Source organism: Acetobacter sp. (assembly GCF_047723915.1).
In the GTDB taxonomy this organism is placed as follows: Bacteria; Pseudomonadota; Alphaproteobacteria; order Acetobacterales; family Acetobacteraceae; genus Acetobacter.
In genome coordinates this window covers 1-16,508 of the sequence record NZ_JBDOBQ010000018.1, presented here as the reverse complement: position 1 = coordinate 16,508, position 16,508 = coordinate 1, and the positions used below count along the sequence as shown (strand labels likewise).

At 60.1% G+C, this 16,508-nt stretch carries 15 protein-coding genes; 10 read left to right on the top strand and 5 right to left on the bottom strand.

From position 1 onward, the window contains the following. Nucleotides 1-10 precede the first annotated feature (10 nt). The 4 genes from ABF990_RS10255 to uvrA all read right to left on the bottom strand — a co-directional run bounded on the left by ABF990_RS10255 (nt 11) and on the right by uvrA (nt 5,875). Nucleotides 11-571 carry a NifU family protein gene (locus ABF990_RS10255; RefSeq protein ID WP_415500624.1) on the bottom strand — a complete coding sequence of 187 codons (561 nt, stop codon included), beginning with the start codon at nt 569-571 and terminating at the stop codon, nt 11-13. A 230-nt stretch (nt 572-801) separates the two neighbouring features. Further along, the gene (locus ABF990_RS10250; RefSeq protein ID WP_415500625.1) at nt 802-1,977 is read right to left on the bottom strand and encodes a hypothetical protein; all 1,176 of its coding nucleotides are present in this window, start codon (nt 1,975-1,977) and stop codon (nt 802-804) included. 193 nt (nt 1,978-2,170) lie between these two features. Continuing rightward, nucleotides 2,171-2,992 (bottom strand): creatininase family protein, encoded by an 822-nt coding sequence (locus ABF990_RS10245; protein WP_415491136.1) that lies wholly within the window; start codon nt 2,990-2,992, stop codon nt 2,171-2,173. 9 nt (nt 2,993-3,001) lie between these two features. Further along, nucleotides 3,002-5,875 (bottom strand): excinuclease ABC subunit UvrA, encoded by a 2,874-nt coding sequence (uvrA, locus tag ABF990_RS10240; RefSeq protein WP_415500626.1) that lies wholly within the window; start codon nt 5,873-5,875, stop codon nt 3,002-3,004. Nucleotides 5,876-6,078: 203 nt separating this feature from the next. Between uvrA and ABF990_RS10235 the strand changes: the two genes are divergently transcribed. From ABF990_RS10235 to ABF990_RS10190, 10 genes are all read left to right on the top strand, one after another. Further along, nucleotides 6,079-6,978, top strand: a complete 900-nt coding sequence (locus ABF990_RS10235) for a LysR substrate-binding domain-containing protein (RefSeq protein WP_415500627.1) — start codon at nt 6,079-6,081, stop codon at nt 6,976-6,978. Nucleotides 6,979-7,141: 163 nt separating this feature from the next. Continuing rightward, nucleotides 7,142-7,453 (top strand): DUF202 domain-containing protein, encoded by a 312-nt coding sequence (locus ABF990_RS10230; RefSeq protein WP_415491090.1) that lies wholly within the window; start codon nt 7,142-7,144, stop codon nt 7,451-7,453. A gap of 359 nt (nt 7,454-7,812) precedes the next feature. Continuing rightward, on the top strand, nt 7,813-8,772 hold the full coding sequence (gene choX / locus ABF990_RS10225; RefSeq protein ID WP_415491091.1) for a choline ABC transporter substrate-binding protein: 960 nt from the start codon (nt 7,813-7,815) through the stop codon (nt 8,770-8,772). Between the two features lie 127 nt (nt 8,773-8,899). Next, on the top strand, nt 8,900-10,423 hold the full coding sequence (gene betC / locus ABF990_RS10220; RefSeq protein ID WP_415491092.1) for a choline-sulfatase: 1,524 nt from the start codon (nt 8,900-8,902) through the stop codon (nt 10,421-10,423). A 19-nt stretch (nt 10,424-10,442) separates the two neighbouring features. Beyond that, nucleotides 10,443-10,817 (top strand): YidH family protein, encoded by a 375-nt coding sequence (locus ABF990_RS10215; protein WP_415491093.1) that lies wholly within the window; start codon nt 10,443-10,445, stop codon nt 10,815-10,817. 577 nt (nt 10,818-11,394) lie between these two features. Continuing rightward, nucleotides 11,395-12,789, top strand: a complete 1,395-nt coding sequence (locus ABF990_RS10210; protein ID WP_415500628.1) for a DUF6020 family protein — start codon at nt 11,395-11,397, stop codon at nt 12,787-12,789. Nucleotides 12,790-13,051: 262 nt separating this feature from the next. After that, the gene (locus ABF990_RS10205) at nt 13,052-14,008 is read left to right on the top strand and encodes a tetratricopeptide repeat protein (protein ID WP_415491095.1); all 957 of its coding nucleotides are present in this window, start codon (nt 13,052-13,054) and stop codon (nt 14,006-14,008) included. Between the two features lie 68 nt (nt 14,009-14,076). Next, nucleotides 14,077-14,718 (top strand): LON peptidase substrate-binding domain-containing protein, encoded by a 642-nt coding sequence (locus tag ABF990_RS10200; RefSeq protein ID WP_415491137.1) that lies wholly within the window; start codon nt 14,077-14,079, stop codon nt 14,716-14,718. Nucleotides 14,719-14,743: 25 nt separating this feature from the next. Further along, the gene (locus ABF990_RS10195; protein WP_207845182.1) at nt 14,744-14,929 is read left to right on the top strand and encodes a Trm112 family protein; all 186 of its coding nucleotides are present in this window, start codon (nt 14,744-14,746) and stop codon (nt 14,927-14,929) included. A 36-nt stretch (nt 14,930-14,965) separates the two neighbouring features. Beyond that, nucleotides 14,966-15,370: a hypothetical protein gene (locus ABF990_RS10190; RefSeq protein ID WP_415500629.1), complete on the top strand. Its 405-nt coding sequence runs from the start codon at nt 14,966-14,968 to the stop codon at nt 15,368-15,370. Between the two features lie 7 nt (nt 15,371-15,377). Here ABF990_RS10190 and ABF990_RS10185 read toward each other — a convergent pair. Continuing rightward, a partial coding sequence (locus ABF990_RS10185) for a multidrug effflux MFS transporter (protein WP_415506599.1) occupies nt 15,378-16,508 on the bottom strand: 1,131 nt, incomplete at its 5' end.

Here is a 16,508-nt window from a genome sequence, read left to right as displayed (position 1 = left end):
GTGCCGAAGTCTAGTCCACCTGCTCGACGGATACCACTTCGGGCACATAATGGCGCAGCATGTTTTCCACCCCGTGCTTGAGCGTCGCACGCGAGGACGGGCAGCCCGAACACGCCCCCTGCATGGTCAGGCGCACGACACCGTTGCGATAACCGCGAAAAACGATATCGCCACCGTCCCCCGCCACGGCCGGGCGTACGCGCGTGTCCAGCAGGTCCTTGATCTGGACGACAATTTCCGCATCCTCGGGGGCGATGGCCTCTTCCGTCACACCCACGCCCTCGGCCACAACCGGGCGACCGGCCACGAAATGGTCCATCAGGGTGGACAGTACCTGCCCGCGCAGGTCGTCCCATTCGGTCGTGTCCGCCTTGGTGACGGACACAAAGTCATTGCCCAGAAACACGCGCGACACGCCGGGAATTGCAAACAGCGCATCGGCCAGCGCGGAACGCCCGGACACGGCATCCGCATCGATAAAATCGATCGTGCCCGCATCGCCCATGACGGCGCGGCCGGGCAGGAACTTGAGTGTCGCGGGGTTGGGGGTGCCTTCGGTTTCTATGAACATATCGGGGGGTCCGTTCGCAAGACTATGTCAGTTGGCGCTGTCTTCCAGTTGGCACCGGAATACGGACAAGACAAGTCCGGTATCAAAAATTCTTGCCCACCGGTCCCCCGGTTTACACCGTCAGACCGCAAGCCGCCTTGCGGTTGCTAGGCTGGCCCGCAGCCCCTGCCGGACGCAGGGCAGCCATACCCCGGCGACCCGAAGGGCAACCGGGGCATGGCAGTCGCGGCCTAGCGCAGAATGCCCGTATGGCCGATGGAATAACGGCCCGGCTGGGGCCAGACGGTCAGGCCATGGGGTTCGGCCCCGACGGGGATCTTGATCATGCTGCCATCCGCCGTGTCGATCCGGTAGACCACATCATCGAACCGGCCTGACAGCCACAGGCTTTTGCCGTCAGCACTCACATTGCCCATGTCGGGGCTGCCGCCACCGGAAATGGGCCAGTCGGCCACCACCCTGTTGGTGGCGAAGTCGATCACCGACACGCCGCCGCTCTTGCTGTGCGGCTTGCCATGGACCTTGTGCGAACCGCGATTGGCCACATACATTTTAGTGGCGTCCCGGCTGGGATACAGGCCATGCGCGCCCACACCGGTGGGAATGAACCCGGTTTCGACAAAACGGTCGCCGTCCACGGTGAACACGCCATCGGCCATCATGTCGGCAATGTAGAATGTCCTGCCATTGGGAGAAATCAGGATATCCTGCGGCATGCCGCCCGACGACAGCTTGAGATAGCCCAGCACCTTGTGGTTGACGGTATCGACCTTGACCAGATGGCCGCCGAATTCACAGGTGAAGATCGCATAGCGACCGTCTATGGAAAAATCGGCATGGTTCACGCCGGCGCAGTCCGGCACATCCACCGACTGTTGCAGGGCCATGGTGTGCGGGTCGCGAAAGTCGAGGCGCTTGCGGGCTTCGGCCACCACAATGGCGGACTTGCCGTCGGGGGTGAAATACATGTTGTACGGATCGTCCACCGCCACGGGTTCACCGGGCTTGCCGGTGTGGACATCGATCGGGGTCAGGCTGCCATCGGTCCGGCCTTCGGCGTTGTTCGTGACCCACAATGTGCGCAGATCCCATGACGGCACGACATGCTGCGGGCTTTTGCCGACCGGGAAACGGTCCACCACCTTGTTGGTGGCAGGATCGATCACATACACGTCATTCGAACGCAGGTTCGGCACATACACACGCGCCGGGTCATCCGCCACGACGGGGGACAGATGAGCGGCCGATGTTTCGCTGTACAGGTTCTGCGGGTCCATGACCGGCGGCATGCCAGGAATGGTCTGCACGGCCGTCGCGGGTGCCGCCGTCTGGGCATTGCCCTGCACGGTGCCGACCGCGAGAGCGGCGATAGCGGTCGCAGCCACCAGATACTGCTTTACACCCATAATCCTGAACCTTTGCGCCTGTTGGCCTAACGCTGGAAAACCTTGCGGAAAATCCCGCCGTCTCTAGCATGGGGCGCTGGCAACGTCTATCGCACGCGCACCCACGCCCCGACCCGCGCGGGACGGGCACGGCACGCATCTGCAAGGGGGGGCGCAGGCCCCGGTAACGCGCAACGCTACCCGCATGGCAGCCCTACGGCGCGCGGGCCCGTTCGATGGCCGCCAGAGCCGCGCTGACCTGCATGTCCAGCCCGACACGGCCCAGCGCCGCCGTGGCCCGCCGGGGGTCGCCGCCGTAAATACCCTGTGCGGGCGTAGGCGGCGGGGCCTGACGCAGGGCCTGTTCACGCACCATGTCGGGGTCCACCGCCAGCATGAGGGAGGTATCGCTCAGATCGGCATGTTTGCCGACATCCGCGCCATATCCTTTCTGCCGCAGCCAGTCCGCGTACTGGTGGGGAACGACGTCGTAATACTCCGGCACATACAGGACCCGGGCACCGCTCCTGCGCCATGCGGCGTTGAGCGTGTCCGCCACCTTGCGCAACGCGGCCTGATACCCGCCATGGTCGCCCAGCAGTACCACAAGGCGGAACCCCTGCACGCGAAAACTGTCGGCGGCGGATGCAACGAGTTTTTCAAAAACATCCGTGGGGATACTGATCGTGCCGGGAAAGCGCATATGCGACGTACGGGGCGAAACCGAGCCCTCGGGCACGTAAGCCACAACCGGGGCCACCAGCGTATGGCCTGCCCTGCGCGCGATCTCGTCCGCCAGGGCCTGCACCCGCGCATTGTGCTTGCCCACCGCGATATACGGTCCACTCTGTTCCGTACCGCCCACGGGGATGATGATCGTCGTAAAACCGCAGCCTATGTCGCGCTGGATTTCGGTCCAGCTCTGCTGTTCGAACGCAACGCCCTGCGGCGCGGGGCAGGATGTCTGCGCATGCGCGCCACGGACCGCGCAGACCGCCAGACAGGCCAGTGCCATGGCAGGATATTTCCTGTTCAGCATGATCGCCTACGCCCGGAGAGGGGCCAGAAGAGGAGCCAGGAAACGCCCGGTATGGCTCTGTTGACAGGCAGCAATGTCCTCGGGCGTACCTTCGGCCACGATCCGGCCACCCCCGCTGCCCCCTTCGGGTCCGACATCGATGATCCAGTCGGCGGTTTTGATAACTTCCAGATTATGTTCGATAACAACCACCGTATTGCCTTGGTCGACCAGCGCATGCAGGACTTCCAGCAGTTTGCGCACGTCTTCGGTATGCAGGCCGGTTGTGGGTTCATCCAGAATATACAGCGTGCGACCCGTTGCACGGCGCGCCAGTTCCTTGGACAGTTTCACGCGCTGGGCCTCCCCCCCTGACAGGGTGGTGGCCTGCTGGCCAAGCGTGACGTAACCGAGCCCCACTTTCTGCAACACCCCAAGCCGGTCGCGAATACGGGTCTGGGCGGAAAACAGGGGATAGGCCTCATCCACGCTCATGGCCAGCACATCGGCTATGGTCTTGCCCCGGAAGCGGATATCCAGCGTCTCGCGGTTGTAGCGGGCACCCTTGCAGGCGTCGCAGGTCACGAACACGTCGGGCAGGAAGTGCATCTCGATCTTGAGCACGCCATCGCCCTGACAGGCCTCGCACCGCCCCCCCTTGACGTTGAAGGAAAAACGACCCGCCTTGTAGCCGCGCGCCTTGCTTTCGGGCAGTTCGGCGAACCAGTCCCTTATGGGGGTGAACAGGTCGGTATAGGTGGCGGGGTTTGAACGCGGCGTACGCCCGATGGGGGACTGGTCGATATCGATAATCTTGTCGAGCAGTTCCACACCTTTGATCCGGCGATAGGGTTCGGGCGTTTCCCCCGATCCCATCAACTGCCGTGACAGGGCGCGGTACAGCGTGTCCAGCACCAGCGTGGACTTGCCGCTGCCCGAAACCCCGGTCACGCAGGTAAACGTACCCAGCGGAAAACGCGCGGTCACATCCTGCAGGTTGTGCCCGCTTGCCCCTTCGAGCGTGACAATGCGTTTCTTGTCGATCTTGCGGCGGGTTTTGGGAACGTCGATCCGCCTGCGCCCGGACAGGTAAGCCCCTGTCAGGCTTTCGGGCACCTTTGCCACCTGTTCTGGCGTGCCCACGGCAATAACCTGCCCGCCACCGATCCCGGCCCCCGGCCCCATATCCACCAGCCAGTCCGCGGCCCGGATGGCATCTTCATCGTGTTCGACAACAATGAGTGTATTGCCCAGGTTTTTCAGCCGCTGCAACGTGCCCAGAAGGCGCTCGTTATCGCGCTGGTGCAGCCCGATGGAGGGTTCGTCCAATACGTACAGAACGCCCGTCAGCCCCGAGCCGATCTGGCTGGCAAGGCGGATACGCTGGCTTTCCCCCCCCGACAGCGTGGCCGACCCGCGCGACAGGGTCAGGTAGTCGAGCCCGACATCATCAAGGAATTTCAGGCGTTCTCCGATTTCACGCAGGATACGGCGGGCAATTTCCGCGCGCTGGGGGGTCAGGGTCGGCAGAACCGTGTCGAACCAGGACAGCGCCTGCCCTATTGGCAGGTCAGACGCCTGGGCAATGGTTTTGTCCGCAACCCGCACGGACAGCGCTTCGGGGCGGAGGCGTGCGCCATGACAGACATGGCAGGGTTTTTCAGACTGGTAGCGCGAAAGTTCCTCGCGCACCCACATGCTGTCCGTGGTTGCCAGACGCTTTTGCAGGCTTTTGAGCACACCTTCAAACGGTTTGGTAACCACATAGGCTTTCTTGCCATCGCGATAGGTGAACACGACGTTATCGTCCACACCGTTGAGAATACCGTCACGCGCGTCCTGCGGCAGGTCGCGCCAGGGCGTGTCCATGTCGATGTCAAAATGGGCGGCAAGACTGTTCAGCGTCTGTTCCAGAAGCGGAGATTTGGCATCTTTCCATGGTGCGACGGCCCCTTTACGCAGGGAAAGGGATTCGTCCGGCACGACAAGAGCGGGGTTGAAATAGGTCTCGACCCCCAGCCCGTCGCAGGACGGGCAGGCCCCCTGCGGCGCGTTGAACGAAAACAGGCGCGGTTCGATTTCCTCCAGCGTAAACCCGCTGACAGGGCATGAAAAATGCGAGGAAAATACCAGCTTGTCGGCCTCGGCCTCATCCCCGTCGCGGCGGACTTCCTCGGCATAGACAATACCGTCCGACAGGCCCAGCGCGGTTTCGAAACTGTCGGCCAGGCGGGCCTCCAGACCGGGTTTGACCACCACCCGGTCCACCACCACTTCCACCGTGTGGCGCAGCTTGCGGTTCAGGCTGGGTACATCGCCTATGTCATACAATGCGCCGTCCACCCGGACACGGGTAAAGCCCTTGCGCTGGAGTTCGGTCAGTTCCTTGCGGTATTCGCCTTTACGGTCGCGAATGACCGGGGCCAGCAGCATAAGCCGTGTGCCCTCCGGCATGGCCAGAATACGGTCCACCATCTGGGTGACGGTCTGCGCCTCGATCGGCAGGCCGGTGGCGGGGGAATACGGCACCCCCGCACGCGCCCAGAGCAGGCGCATGTAATCGTAAATTTCGGTAACGGTCCCCACGGTTGAACGCGGGTTCCTGGACGTGGTTTTCTGCTCGATGGAAATGGCGGGGGACAGGCCTTCGATCGAATCCACGTCCGGCTTACCCATCAGTTCCAGGAACTGCCGGGCATAGGCGGACAGGCTTTCCACGTAGCGGCGCTGGCCTTCGGCGTAGATGGTGTCGAATGCGAGGGAGGACTTGCCGGACCCGGACAGGCCGGTCACCACCGTCAGCCGGTCACGCGGGATATCGATATCGATATTTTTCAGATTGTGAACACGGGCCCCGCGTACGCGAATGGCCTGCGGGCCTGAAATGTCTGACTGTGCCATAAATCGCTCTGCCGCCGTTCCTGTTTTGTCCCTAGTATGCCGCCTGTGCCCACCATCGCGCAATGCATGAAAGCGCATGCCACGGTGTTTTCGGGCAAGCCCCGCGCAAACCGTCTTTTGCCTTGCAGGCCGGGACATAGCATTCTTAAATACCTGGCACCGCCATACCGGCATATGTCCCATGCGTCGCATAAAGAGGGATTATGACTGAACGCCCCCTGGACCTTGGCTGGGTTCGTGTGTTCGAGGCCGTGGGGCGTCTGGGCAGCCTGACGGCGGCCGCGCGTGAACTCGGACTGTCGCAGCCGTCTGTCAGCTACACGGTCCGCTCGCTCGAAACACAGCTTGAAACCCCGCTGCTGACACGGGGGCACCGGGGCAGTGTGCTATCCCCCGCAGGACGGCTGCTGCACCGCGCGGCGGGGGTTGCCGTATCCGAGATCGATTCCGGGGCACGGGTCATCCGCCGTATGGAACGCCAGTCCGCCATTCGGCTTTTTACCGATTATGGCTTTGCGTCATGCTGGATGATGCCGCGCGTCGCCCAGTTCCGCCAGCTTCACCCCGATACGGAAGTGCATATCATTGCTTCCACCACCACAACCCCATACCCTGACGAGATCGAGGAGGTGGGGGTGCTGTTCGGCGCGCGCGCGGATTTTCCCAAAGGGGCACGGCAGCTTTTTGAAGAAAATGTCATTCCCGTCGCAAGCCCCCGTTTTGTACAGCGCCACGATCTGGATCAACACCCCGACAAAATCGGCCGCATGCCCCTGCTGCACCTGGACGCCGCCCCCAACCCGCCATGGTTTACCTGGACGGACTGGTTCGCAGCCACCGGCATAACCCGCACCCCAAGCCCGCGCGACATTACACTGAACACCTACACCCTGGTCATTCAGGCCGCCATTGCCAGCCACGGCTTAGCGCTGGGCTGGAAAGGCCTGGTGGATGACGCCCTGGCGGACGGCACTCTTGTGGCACTGGGTGAGCCGCTCCGCCGCCCCGATAGCGGCTACTGGTTGCAGACCGCGCCCCATATTTCCGAACCGGCGCGCGACCTCGTCAACTGGATTCTCGCGACAACCAGCGGGCCTGCATAAAACGGCAGACGCCCGCGCATGCCAGCCTGAACGGCAGAAGATCTTGAATACAGAGGCTTCCAGTCGTGATTTTTTGAGCACGCCCCCCTTCCCCGCCGACCCGCGCGCAGTCTACGCTCTGGCCTTAACGTTTTACCCCAGCCGGACGGCGTAAGGCACTGACATGAAAGATCGTGGCGTTCAGCGGGAACGAACGGGACTGGCCTGGTCGCGGACAAGTTTTCTGACTGTTTTTGTGGCCCTGCTGCTCCTGCGTCTTGGCCTGCGCCGCATGAGTACGGCCGATATCGCCGCCGGGCTGGTTCTGTCCCTCCTTGCGGCGTTCATGTTTATGTGCGGCAATGACAGGCTGGGCTGGAACAGGACCACAGACCTGTGCGCGCAGACCGATCGCGCCCGCCAGTTGACCGTGACCTGCGCCGTCGCCCTGGCCGCCACATTGCATGTGCTGGATCTCTGGCGGCATGGCCTGTAAGCACGCCTGTGCAGGAGTATGACCAAGCCTGCCTTTATGGCCGCCATGCCCGATGCAGGCGGCAGGCATAAACGCCATGCCCGGCCAATGGTACCCGCCCCGCCGAGCGGGACTGACTGTTCTGGCCCTGTTTTTAGAAAAATTTCCGATTTTTCAGACCATCTCCGCCCCGGAACATGTGCCCGGTGTCACGACTGTTTTCCTGGCCGGAAGCGGACACACCATAAAGTCAGTTTATGTCTGTCATAAAAACACCATAGCTTCACACATCCAGGCGTTTGATGATCTTATCATGCGCGGAGCAGGGTGACGGACAGCGCGCAGGACCGTCCGTTCTTTCTCTTTCAGACGAGGGTGCCATGACGTATTCGTTTACAATTCGAACCGGTTTTGCCGCCCTGGCCCTTGCCTTTTGCGTGGCCATGGTCGCACCTGCCGCCGCACAGGACGCACCGGCCTGCAAAACCGTGAACATGTCCGACCCCGGATGGATCGATATTACCGCAACCAACGCCGTGGCCGGTGTTCTGCTCGATGCGCTGGGCTATACCCAGAATGTCCGGATGCTGTCGGTCATGATCGGGTACGAGACACTGAAAAACAGGAACACCGATGTCTTTCTGGGCAACTGGATGCCCGCGCAGCAGAAATTCATCGAAGATCTTGACCGTATCAACGCCATAGAGGTGCTGGGCACCAATCTTGTCGGCACGCAGTTCACCCTTGCCGTTCCCGATTATGTAGCCAAAGCCGGCGTAAAAGACTTCAGGGACATTGCCGCCAACGCCGATAAATTCGGAAAACGGATTTACGGTATCGAACCCGGGGCTCCCGCCAACATCACCATTGAAAAAATGATCGCGGCCCCGTCATCCGCACTGAAAGGCTGGACCCTTGTGGAATCCAGCGAACAGGGCATGCTGGCACAGGTTCGCCGGGCGGAACGCAGCGGGCAGTGGATCGTGTTCCTGGCCTGGAGCCCGCACCCCATGAATGAAAAATTCGCGCTTACCTACCTGTCCGGTGGCGATGCCTATTTCGGCCCCAACCATGGTGGCGGGTCCGTTCGCACCCTTGCGCGCACAGGCTGGGCTGCCCAGTGCCCCAATGCGGCCAGACTGTTCAGGAACCTGAAATTCGACATGCCCATGGAAAACGCCCTGATCGGCGCCATACTGGATGCACATAAAAACCCGAAAGCTGCTGCCATAACCTGGATGAACGCACACCCCGACGCACTCGGCCCGTGGCTTGCGGGTGTTACCACATTCGACGGAAAACCCGGCCTGCCCGCGGTCAAAGCGGCGGTGGGGCTGTAAGGATATGCCGCCGGACCAGGCGCTGTTTTCTCGGTCATGCCCGGCACGGAACCGGACAGGGCATACCGTAAATACAACCGGTTTTTAAAAAGAATTCCGACCGATACCTCTTGTGAAGGCACATGGAATGACCACCACCACCCGCCCGAATATTCTCATTCTGGTCGCGGACCAGCTGAACGGCACCCTGTTCCCCGACGGGCCGGCCGATTTTCTGCACACGCCCAACATCAGGAAAATTTCTCAAAATTCAGTCAGGTTTTCCAACTGCTATACACCAAGCCCGCTCTGCGTTCCCTCCCGCGCGGCACTCATGTGCGGACTGCTGCCCAGCGGCACGGGAGTATACGACAACGCGGCGGAATTTGCGGCGGCTGTTCCCACGTTTGCCCACTACCTGCGCCGGGGCGGATATTATACGGCCCTGTCGGGCAAGATGCATTTTGTCGGCCCGGACCAGCTCCACGGGTTTGAAGAGCGCCTGACAACCGATATCTACCCAGCCGATTTTGGCTGGACCCCCGACTACACCAAACCCGGCGAGCGGATAGACTGGTGGTACCATAACCTCGGCTCCGTGACGGATGCCGGGGTTGCGGAAATTACCAACCAGCTCGAATTCGACGATGGCGTAGCCTACCACGCAGCCAGCAAACTGTACGATCTTTCCCGCCGGGCCGATGACCGCCCCTGGTGCCTGACCGTCAGCTTTACCCACCCGCACGACCCCTACGTGGCCCGCAAACGGTTCTGGGACCTGTACGAAGACTGCCCGGCACTGGACCCCGTAGTACCCCCCATTCCGTTCGAGCAGCAGGACCCGCATTCAAAACGCCTGATGCTGGCGAGCGACTACGCGGCAAGCGATGTCACCCCCGAGCAGGTGCGCCGCGCACGCCGCGCCTATTTTGCGAACCTGTCCTATGTCGATGAAAAAATAGGCGAACTGCTCGACATTCTCGAACGCGGGGACATGATGGAAAACACCGTCATTCTGTTCCTGTCCGATCATGGGGACATGCTGGGCGAACGCGGCCTGTGGTTCAAGATGAGCTTTTTCGAAGGGTCGGCGCGTATTCCGCTGCTGATCTCGGCCCCCGGCCTGACGCCGGGACGGGTGGACACGCCGGTTTCCACGCTGGATGTCCTGCCCACGCTGCTCGAACTCGCGGGGCTGGAACCCGCGAACCCGCTGCCCGGGCTGGACGGGGAGGGCCTGCTCGCACTCGCGCGCGGGCAGGGAACACGCGCGCCCGTTCCCATGGAATACGCGGCCGAAGGGTCCTACGCCCCGCTTGTGGCCCTGCGGGAAGGACCATGGAAACTCGTTCTGTGCGAGCTTGACCCACCGATCCTGACCAATGTGGAAGAAGACCCGCATGAACGTGTCAACCGGGCGGACGATCCGGCCTGCGCGGACATAAAGCTACGCATGATGGCCACCATGAACGCACGCTGGAACCTGCCACGTTTCGATGCCGAAGTCCGTGTCAGCCAGGCACGGCGCCACCTTGTTTATGACGCATTGCGTCAGGGCGCCTATTACCCGTGGGACTACCAGCCCATGAAACCCGCCGCCGAAAGTTACATGCGCAACCACATGGACCTGAACATTCTCGAACATGCCAAGCGCTACCCGCGCGGCGCATAAGAGGCTGAACGCAGGACCAATGCCACGCCCCCCGCACAGGCCGCAGCCGCTTAAATGGTGGCAGAGCGGCACACGGCCCGACTACCGCTTTTCGCTGGCCAATGAACGCACGTTCCTGGCCTGGATCAGAACCGCCATGGGGCTGATCGTGGGAGCCATGGCGCTGGAACAGTTTTCGGCCTCCCTTGGCTCTGCCCGTATGCGAGTGGCGCTGGTCATGATGCTGTTCTGCTGCGCGACACTGATTGCGGCCATGGCGTATCTGCGCTGGGCCCGCGCCGAACACGCCATGCGGCAGGAGACCGACCTGCCGCAAAGCCGCCTGTTGCCGTTCCTGACCGTGTTTGTCGCACTTCTTGCCGCGGTGCTCGCCCTGTTCGTCATTCTCGCCTGAAAAGCGCGAAACAAACCAAAAACACTCCCGGAGTCCCATCCCCTGAGACAAATCCCGAGACTGGCCCGCCCATAGCTGTGCATCACGGCAATACCACCCTAAAACCCATCCGTTCAGGTGAAAAAACCCCGCGTCAACCAGCCTCTGACTTTCGAGTGACGCTCTCAGCGCATTTACTCTCGCACTATAGAAAACAGCACCCCGCCGCAAACCAGAGTCCGTCCTGGCAGCCCATATGCGGGAACAGATCGAATGTCGCGGCACATTGCCCGGTCCAGACTGTCTGGAACGACCTGAACAACGCATCACACCGCAATCATATCGTAATTCAGGCAATACGACACAATCGGCCCTATACGGGGGTCTGGGTGGAGTTGATGGCACCTGTGTGATAGAGGGTCTTGCTGTCTTTTATACAGAAATTTTATTGAATTACGGCTGAAGGAAAACAAGTATTTTGTCAATTCCAGATACGGCCCATCTCGCCCCTGATGATACCAGAACAACGGTTCAAAAACCGAATATTCGTATAATTGTATTTTGTAATACAACAACCACAAAACAATGCTGAGAAAAAATGATAAAATCCGTCTTTAGAAAAGATACAACAAAAATAACGCTCTTTATTTTTATTGTATTGATGCCTTTTTACCTTACCTTTTTTCCCGGCGTTGGTTTGCAGGATGAAATATATTCATCCATAAAATCAACAGAAATGATTAATCAGCCATTTTTATACAACATAATACTGAATAGCTTTTATCGACTTGGTCGTTATTTGGGACATCCTATTTTTGGAATGGGTCTTCTTGTTTTTATTTTAATGCTGATCACAGCAGCGGCTATATCTCATGTTATCGTCTGGATAACACGGTTAGAGTTGAATAAATTCTACTCTTTACTGCTTATTTTATATTATTCTGCAACGCCAATCGTGATCGATTATGCCATATCACCCATTAAAGATAGACTTTTTGCGGTTATTCTTCTTTTATTAATTCCTGTATTATACACACAAGCAACACGCCACTTTGTTTTTTATAACAAAAAAGAAACAATGATTTTCTCGTTTCTTATGGTTGCGATGTGTCTCGCCCGCACCAATGGATTTTATATTTTCATTTTAATGAGTCTTGTCATCTTTGCACTCAGCCGGTTCAAGACAAAAACTTTCGCGGTACTGTGCTGTATTTTTATCATAGGCACACTCCCGAATTTTTTCATTGCGTCAGATTTTACAGAATCTGTTGCTGTGCCGATTCAGCAGATATCCAGAGTCGTTTTCCTGCATCGCGACATACCGGAGCAAGAAAAAACATTTATCCAGACAATGATGCCAATTGATAAAATTGAACAGAAATACAATCCTGCAGTAAGCGATTCAATCAAGTGGGATTCATCCTATAACAGATCTTTCGTCAATCAAAACAAAGGAGCTTTCCTGAAAACCTGGCTCGTGCTTTTAAAAAAATACCCTCAAGATTATATCGTCGCCTGGTATAATGAAACAAATGGATACTGGACCGTCAGGCCATGGATCGACCGTCAAAGCAAAATGGTACATGCCTATGACAGGAAAATTTATACAGCCAACGAAAAAGGATACGTAAACTCGGGCTATGCCGTCAGCGAAGAGCCCCTGATACCTGAAAAATTGAAAAATATATTTGGATCATATTTGTCATATTATACTTTTTATCTTCCCAGCGGCGTCTGTTTTTTAGTAACTGTCTTTCTGGGATTTGTTTTTTTACTGAAAAAACAAATCCCTTCATTGGTCTGTATTCTGCCTGCCATCTTCTCAAGTCTGACCTTTATCATGGCGGCTCCCATCAATGGTGTCTTCCGCTACACATTTTATTATGCACTGTGCCTGCCAGTTTACATTGCATTACCGTTTGTAAAACCCGGACGGCCCGAACACACGCTCTCTTCTGCAGAACCCAAAGCGAGTCCGTCCCGCTCTCATTGATAACGACTTCTATACGGGAGTTACGTCACTAAGGCCCCCGTCTCAGGCATAATCAGCATCAGGGTCGCGACCGAGCCAAAGCGCTATCCTGTCGGCCCGCCCCTCCTGACGGACCCCGCCAGCCATGCAGGCCACAAATCCCTGTGCCGACAGGGCTGACTTCCCATTGCACTTGCCGTTATGATTGACCATCTAGGACAGCAAACGGCACACACGCCCGCCACGACTGCGGCGCGGCATGGCAGAGTGAGGAAAAGACCTGATGGAACAGCTTATCGGCCAACCGGCAACAGGGCCTGCGGCTCCGGGTGGGGCCGCAGGCGGTGCGCCCGTGATTACGGATGGCAGCCAGGCCACCTTCATGCAGGATGTTCTCGAAGCCAGCCGCACGGTACCCGTGCTGGTGGATTTCTGGGCCGAATGGTGCGGTCCGTGCAAGCAGTTGACCCCCGTTCTGGAAAAAGTGGTCAATGCCGCGCGTGGCAAGGTCAGGCTGGTCAAGATCGATATCGAAGCCAATCAGGCGCTGGTAGCGCAGCTGGCGCAGGTGGGGCTGCCGCTCCAGTCCATTCCGCTGGTGGCCGCGTTCTGGAAAGGGCAGATTCTGGACCTGTTCCAGGGTGCCCTGCCCGAAAGCGAGATCAAGAAATTTGTCGAAGGGCTGCTCAAGACCAGCGGCGGCGGCACCCTGCCCGCCACCGAACGCCTGCAGGACGCCGACCTTGCCCTTGAGGACGGCCGCGCGGGTGAAGCCGCCGAACTCTATTCCGCCGTCATCGGGGAAGAGCCCGAAAACCCCAAGGGCTGGGGCGGGCTGATCCGTGCCATGCTGGCGCTGGATGACGAGGAATCGGCGGCGGCGGCCCTGGCCGACGTGCCCGAAAAAATCGCCCAGTCCCCGGAAGTCGCCGGTGCGCGCGCGGCCCTGGAACTGAAAAAGGAAGGCCGCAAGGCCGCCGAGGAAATGGAAGGCATCAAGGCCCGGCTGGCCGCCAACCCGGAGGATTTCGAAGCCCGGTGCGAACTGGCCACCGCCCTGAACGCCGCGGGCCTGCGCGAGGAAGCCGCAGCCGAGTTGCTGCACATCATCAAGGTGGACCGCGCCTGGAAGGACGGTGCCGCACGCCAGCAGCTCCTGCGCTTTTTCGAAGCATGGGGGAATGACGATCCGGCAACCCTGACCGCGCGCCGCCGCCTGTCGTCGATCCTGTTTTCCTGAACGTGCCCTCCGTCCTCCCGCCTTTTGTGGATGATGATATCCCCCGCCAGATTCCGCGCGTGGGGGATATGACTCTGGCCGACATGCCGCCCGAGGCCGGTCTGTTCCCGCTCAGCGGCGTGCTGCTGCTGCCACGCGGGCGGTTGCCGCTGAACGTGTTCGAACCGCGCTACATCGCCCTGATGGAGGACGCGCTGGCCAGCAACCGCCTGATCGGGCTGATCCAGCCCCGCTGGCGGGAGGAAGATGACGAGGACAACAAGGCCCCGCCCCTTTACACCATTGGAACACTTGGGCGTATCACCTCCTTCACCGAACGCGCGGACGGCACCTACGCCGTGACCCTGACCGGGGTGACGCGCTTCCGGCTCCTGCGCGAAACCGGGCTGCGGCGTGGCTACAGGCTGGCGCGGATCGATGTGTCGTCCTTCACGGGGGACCTGAACGAAATCCCGTCCGAGCCGTTCGACCGCGCGCAGCTTCTGGCCTCCATGCGCCGGTATTTCGAAAAAAGGGGGCTCGATGCGCGCTGGTCTCTGATCGAACAGATGGATGACAGCATGCTTCTGGTCACGCTGCCCATGATCTGTCCTTTCCCTCCGGCGGAAAAACAGGCATTGCTGGATGCTGCAAGCCTGACAGACAGGGTCCGGGTGTTGCAGACCCTGCTGGACATGGCCGGGCCGGAACCCGAAGGCCCGCCGTCTTGAGAAACCTCTATGGGATACTGAGTTGATGACCGATACCGCACCGCTCGACGCGCGGCTTTTATCCGTTCTGGTCTGCCCCGTGACAAAAGGCCCGCTGGTCTATAACGCGGCCACGAACGAACTGGTGAGCGAGAAGGCCGGTCTTGCCTTTCCCATCCGCGATGGCATTCCCGTCATGCTGCCTGACGAAGCCCGCCGCATCGAAGGCTGAACGCCTTTTTCCCCCGCCGTGCCGTGGACCCAGCGCATGTCCTGTGAAAAAAAGATCGGCAGGGTGCTTGGCTGCCTTCTGGTCACGGTGCCCCTGCTGGCGGCGTGCCACGTCCCGATCGAGGGGGACAATATCGACCTGCCCCCCGAACGCCCAGGCCGCTTCCTGCCCGAAGCGGCGGAGGCGGAAGCCAGGGCCGCCCAGAAGGACGTGGAAAAGCAGCAGCGCATGGCCGCCGAACAGGACCGGCTTGCCGGGCGCAAACCGGGTCAGCCCCGCAAACCACCCAAACCCGAAGACCGTTACGAAGTCATGGCCCCCGAATCCGGTGGGGCTGCCGGCCCCATCCGGCTGGAAAACGGCCATACCATTACGCCGCAGACGCAGGCCACCTACGGCAAGCCCGGCAATGCATCCAGCCAGGACCGGAATTCGCAGTAAAACGGGATTACCCGTCCTGTTCGGCCTGGTCCGTGGCACGGCGGCGCAGCAGGTTGCCCGCCAGCATGCCAAAAGCCCCGATTGTCATGCCAAGCGCAGTGGGAATGGCCCCGCCACCGGGCAAGACCCCCACCAGCACGCTGCCTAAAGACCCCAGGGTAAACTGCATGGTGCCCAGCAGGGCGGACGCACTGCCGGCCTGATGCCCATGGCGTGAAAAAGACAGCACCGTGCCATTAGGCCCGATAAAGCCAAGGGCCGCGGTCGTGCTGGTGACGAGGCAGCAGGTCAGCCACGGATGGGCCGCACCCGCCACCCCGGCCAGCGCCAGAGCCACGAACACGCAGCCCATCAGACACGCCCAGAGAATGGCCACCTGCAGAATGACAGGCATGGGAAAGCGGTGAACCAGCCGGCCATTGATCTGCGTGCCCAGAATGAACATGGCGGCATTCACCCCGAAAAACGCACCAAACCCGCCGGGCGAAAAATGCAGTGTCTGTTCGAACAGGGTGGGGGCCGCAGCCAGATAGGCGAACATGACGGACGTCGAAAACGACGTAATCAGCGCATTGGAAAGAAAAACCGGCTCCCGGATGATCGTGGCGTAACGCGACAGGATTTCAGCCGCAAGCAGGCGCAGCCGCCGTTCGGGCAGCAGCGTGTCGGGCAGCATGAACGCAACGCCCAGAATACCCAGGGCGGCATAGACCGCCCCGAGCCAGAATATGCCCTGCCAGCTTCCGAACTTCAGCACCACGCTGCCCAGGGACGGTGCGAGAATAGGCATGACCCCGAAAACAAGGGTCAGCTGCGCCATGATATGCGCGCCTTTCTTGCCCGTGGCCACATCGCGCACGATGGCGCGCGGCACCACCGCCGAGGCCGAACCGCCCAAAGCCCCCAGAAAACGCCAGAAGCAGAACAGGTTGAAATCCCGTGTCAGGGCGCATCCGGCGGATGCGAGACCGAAAATGGCAAGCCCCGCCAGAAGCGGGCCCTTGCGCCCGAACCGGTCCGATAACGGGCCTATGGAAAACTGGCCGATCGCAAGCCCCAGAAACCAGGCCCCCAGGGTAAACTGCGCCGACCCCGCCCCCCCGCCCCTTTCACCCGTTATCGGCCCGCGCTCACGCTC

Coding starts and splice junctions, on each gene's coding strand:
- ABF990_RS10255 (WP_415500624.1), bottom strand. CDS start 571: ATGTTCATAGAAACCGAAGGCACCCCCAACCCCGCGACACTCAAGTTC.
- ABF990_RS10250 (WP_415500625.1), bottom strand. CDS start 1,977: ATGGGTGTAAAGCAGTATCTGGTGGCTGCGACCGCTATCGCCGCTCTC.
- uvrA (WP_415500626.1), bottom strand. CDS start 5,875: ATGGCACAGTCAGACATTTCAGGCCCGCAGGCCATTCGCGTACGCGGG.
- ABF990_RS10235 (WP_415500627.1), top strand. CDS start 6,079: ATGACTGAACGCCCCCTGGACCTTGGCTGGGTTCGTGTGTTCGAGGCC.
- ABF990_RS10230 (WP_415491090.1), top strand. CDS start 7,142: ATGAAAGATCGTGGCGTTCAGCGGGAACGAACGGGACTGGCCTGGTCG.
- choX (WP_415491091.1), top strand. CDS start 7,813: ATGACGTATTCGTTTACAATTCGAACCGGTTTTGCCGCCCTGGCCCTT.
- betC (WP_415491092.1), top strand. CDS start 8,900: ATGACCACCACCACCCGCCCGAATATTCTCATTCTGGTCGCGGACCAG.
- ABF990_RS10215 (WP_415491093.1), top strand. CDS start 10,443: ATGCCACGCCCCCCGCACAGGCCGCAGCCGCTTAAATGGTGGCAGAGC.
- ABF990_RS10210 (WP_415500628.1), top strand. CDS start 11,395: ATGATAAAATCCGTCTTTAGAAAAGATACAACAAAAATAACGCTCTTT.
- ABF990_RS10205 (WP_415491095.1), top strand. CDS start 13,052: ATGGAACAGCTTATCGGCCAACCGGCAACAGGGCCTGCGGCTCCGGGT.
- ABF990_RS10200 (WP_415491137.1), top strand. CDS start 14,077: ATGACTCTGGCCGACATGCCGCCCGAGGCCGGTCTGTTCCCGCTCAGC.
- ABF990_RS10195 (WP_207845182.1), top strand. CDS start 14,744: ATGACCGATACCGCACCGCTCGACGCGCGGCTTTTATCCGTTCTGGTC.
- ABF990_RS10190 (WP_415500629.1), top strand. CDS start 14,966: ATGTCCTGTGAAAAAAAGATCGGCAGGGTGCTTGGCTGCCTTCTGGTC.